This window comes from Rhizobium sp. SVR5-9E (assembly GCF_056755095.1).
In genome coordinates this window covers 1-435 of sequence record NZ_JBNDHS010000254.1, presented here as the reverse complement: position 1 = coordinate 435, position 435 = coordinate 1, and the positions used below count along the sequence as shown (strand labels likewise).

The 435-nt window shown below is 43.7% G+C and carries 1 protein-coding gene; it reads left to right on the top strand.

Features of this window, described 5'->3' with window-relative positions:
- Nucleotides 1-435, top strand: a 435-nt coding sequence (locus tag ACPYOJ_RS34675; RefSeq protein WP_481420273.1) for a type VI secretion system baseplate subunit TssF, incomplete at both ends; no start/stop codon positions are given.

Here is a 435-nt window from a genome sequence, read left to right as displayed (position 1 = left end):
CCACCAAAGTATGGGGACTAAAAAGCCCGCAGTCGCTGGATCCGTTTGTGAAATTGCTGATCGATGCATTCAGTACAGAAGTCTTTAAAGCCAACAACGAAATACAGACCGTTAATGCCAGAATCCTGGAAAAGCTTGCAAAATTATTAACGCCGTCTATTTATACACATCCGGTTCCGGCACATGCTATAGCATTTACGCAACCTTACGAATCGTCTGAAATTCTGCTGGAACACACCGAGTTTTTCTTCAGAAAACACATGACTTCCACTGTAAAATCTGAATCGGATAAACAGATCAACATTCCTTTTACACCGGTCGGAAATGTAAGGATTAATAAAGTGCAGACGGCCGTGATGTTTGTCGGCAATACCTGCTACAGCATTGATGAACGGCTGAACAAGATTCCTATCGCCAGATTCCAGGGAAGACCCG